General features: G+C 38.3%; 4 protein-coding genes. All 4 read right to left on the minus strand.

The annotated features are described in order from the left end of the window. Positions 1–270 precede the first annotated feature (270 nt). Positions 271–885 (minus strand): ABC transporter ATP-binding protein, encoded by a 615-nt coding sequence (locus AC1DPQ_RS22710; protein WP_477610956.1) that lies wholly within the window; start codon positions 883–885, stop codon positions 271–273. Positions 886–899: 14 nt separating this feature from the next. Next, positions 900–1367 carry a GNAT family N-acetyltransferase gene (locus AC1DPQ_RS22715; RefSeq protein ID WP_477581742.1) on the minus strand — a complete coding sequence of 156 codons (468 nt, stop codon included), beginning with the start codon at positions 1365–1367 and terminating at the stop codon, positions 900–902. Between the two features lie 43 nt (positions 1368–1410). After that, positions 1411–2196 carry an acyl-ACP--UDP-N-acetylglucosamine O-acyltransferase gene (lpxA, locus tag AC1DPQ_RS22720; protein ID WP_029274294.1) on the minus strand — a complete coding sequence of 262 codons (786 nt, stop codon included), beginning with the start codon at positions 2194–2196 and terminating at the stop codon, positions 1411–1413. Beyond that, a partial coding sequence (locus tag AC1DPQ_RS22725; RefSeq protein ID WP_477610957.1) for a bifunctional UDP-3-O-[3-hydroxymyristoyl] N-acetylglucosamine deacetylase/3-hydroxyacyl-ACP dehydratase occupies positions 2196–3120 on the minus strand: 925 nt, incomplete at its 5' end. The genes AC1DPQ_RS22725 and lpxA, both read right to left, overlap by 1 nt.

A 3120-nucleotide genomic window follows, 5' to 3' on the forward strand; every position in this document is an offset into this window, starting at 1 on the left:
GCCTTTGGGAACCACTCCAAAGGCATAATCAACCTAAACCTCAAACTAAACTATGAAAAACTCTTTGCCTTTACGGGCTATATATTTTGATTCCGAAATACGGAAATATGATCTTTTACTTGAAGAGATAAATTAAATAATTGTTTCTCTTTTTGGTGGTGCAAAGGTAAGTATAATTTGTGAATTACAAAATGTTTTTAAAAAAATTTATTTTTAATACAAATGTATGACAAAACAGACGTTTTGTAAGGAGTGGATTTTATATATAACTTACTTGTAATCTGATATTTGTATCTGCTTTGTGCAAAAATCGTATTCCTGTATTTGATTGGAGCCGATTATCGTTAGGCGGTCCTTTCCAAAATTTTCGATCAGTTCGCGGTACCAATTTATTCCCTGAACGTCTAAATTGCTCGTAGGCTCATCTAAAAATAAAATTGGTGTATCGGTACAACATGCCAAAGCTAGTTTGGTTCTTTGCTTCATTCCCGATGAAAAGTACTTGATTTCTTTGTTTGCTGCTTTTTCTAATCCCAGTATGGTGATCAGCTTTTTTGAATCGAGTCCCGGAGCAAAATTTTTGAACTTAAAATGAAAATCAATGCTCTCTTTTAAGGTAAATGTTTCAACCAGTTCGAGATATGGTGCAGCCAGGCTGATGTATTTATAGATATTTTCTATAGAGATCTCTTTGGTGTCTGAGAATGAAATTTCTCCTTCAGAAGGAGATAAGCTACCCGTTAAAACGCTTAATAAAGTTGATTTACCAGAGCCATTAGGTCCCAGTATTGCATAACTGTTACCAGAGGTGAATTCAGTAGTTAAATTTCTAAAAATCCATTCCTTATTAAACCTTCTGCCAACATTATTTAAAGAGATATTCATTTGCGGCAGGGCGTTTAGGGTTTAGTGGTAAGCGGTTTAGCCATACAAACGCTATTATCAACACCGACATATTGTCCGTAGTTGGGCCTGATATGATAACCCACCTTTTGGTAAAGTGCAATGGCTTCTGGCTGTTTTTTGCCTGTTTCTAAAACACATGAAGTAAAACCGAGTTCAGCAGCCCAGCTTTCTAATTCATTTAAAACTTTAGCGGCTATGCCTTGCTTCCTATAATCCGGATGTACAAACATTCTTTTAACTTCGGCTTCTGTTGCTGAAAAAGGCTTTATGGCGCCACAGCCAACCGGGACTCCATTTTGATAACCTATAACCACCTCTTTAATGGCATCAACCTTATTAAATTGAGCATAAAAAGTATGGTCGTCGCCATCTCTAACAGCTAAATCTTTATCCAATAACGCGACCAATGTTCTAAAATCGGCATTGCCTGAATCGGTTCTGATTAGTGTTAAATCAATCATGAATATTTATTTTGCTTTAAGCTTTGGTCTTTCTGCTTTAAGCTTAACTGCCCATTCCAAAGCCCTTCATTACACCACGGTTAGAATTACGGATAAAATCTACAATTTCGTCACGGATTTCCGTTGGTTTAAATTCGGCTTCGATCATGTCTAAAGCTTTAGTTACATTATTGTGTTTTACAAAAAGTACACGGTAAATCTCTTGGATTTCGTCAATCTGCTCGTTGGTAAAACCTCTTCTGCGCAAACCAACAGAGTTAATTCCCGCATAAGAAAGTGGCTCACGAGCTGCTTTTACATAAGGGGGGACATCTTTTCGTACCAATGAACCACCAGTTACGAAAGCATAAGAACCCACTTTAACAAATTGATGTATCGCAACCAAACCCGCCAAAACCACATTGTTTCCAATGGTAATGTGGCCAGCCAAGGTAGTGCTGTTCGAGAAAATACAGTTGTTGCCAACTTCACAGTCGTGCGCGATGTGTGAGTAAGCCTGAATTAAACAATTGCTACCGATGGTAGTTTTCCATTTATCTTTTGTACCACGGTTAATGGTTACGCATTCGCGGATAGTCGTATTGTCGCCGATTTCTGCAGTGGTAACCTCACCTGCAAATTTTAAATCCTGTGGTTCGCCAGAAATAACAGCACCAGGAAAGATACGGCAGTTTTTGCCGATACGTGCGCCATCCATAATGGTTACGTTCGATCCGATCCAGGTTCCTTCTCCAATTACAACGTCTTTATGTATCACTACAAAGGGTTCGATTACCACGTTTTCGGCAATCTTTGCCTGGGGATGTATGTATGCTAAAGGTTGTATCATTATTGGGCGGGTTCTGCTTGTTTAACTTTTGAAATTTGAGCCATCATTTCGGCTTCGACAACGATTTTTTCGCCAACCATACCTACACCTTTCATCTGGGCAATACCCCTTCTGATTGGTTCAAGTAAATCGCAGCGGAAAACAATAGTATCGCCAGGAAGAACCTGGGCCCTAAAACGTACGTTATCTATTTTTAAGAAATAGGTTAAATAATTTCTAGGATCTGGAACGGTACTTAACACTAAAATACCACCAACCTGAGCCATAGCCTCAATTTGAATTACGCCCGGAAAAACCGGTGCACCAGGGAAGTGACCTTTAAAAAACTCTTCGTTCATGGTTACGTTTTTAACACCTACCACGTGATTTTTAGAAAGTTCTAATATTTTATCAACGAATAAAAATGGCTGGCGGTGAGGCAAAATATCCATAATCTGAACAACATCATATAGTGGTTTTGCACTTGGATCGTAAACCTTTTGTATTTTTTTGTTTTTCTCTTTTTTAATCGCTGCTTTAATTTTTTTAGCAAAAGCAACGTTTGCTGCATGGCCTGGGCGGGCAGCCATAATATGGCCTTTTAAATGCATGCCAACCAAAGCTAAATCGCCAATCATATCTAATAATTTATGACGGGCAGGCTCATTTTGGTAACGCAATTCCATGTTGTTCAAAATTCCCTGTGGGGCAACATCGATATCTTTACGGTTAAATAATTTGGCCAAATGGCTCAATTCGTCCTTCGTAACCTCTTTATCTACAATTACAATAGCGTTATTTAAATCTCCACCTTTAATTAAATTGTGCGATAACTGGTATTCCAATTCGTGTAAGAAACAGAAGGTGCGGCATGAAGCAATTTCTTTCTTAAACTCTGCAATGGTATTAATGCCAGCATGCTGACTGCCCAAAACAGGAGAATTA

The organism is Pedobacter sp. 01T416_2 (assembly GCF_056398925.1).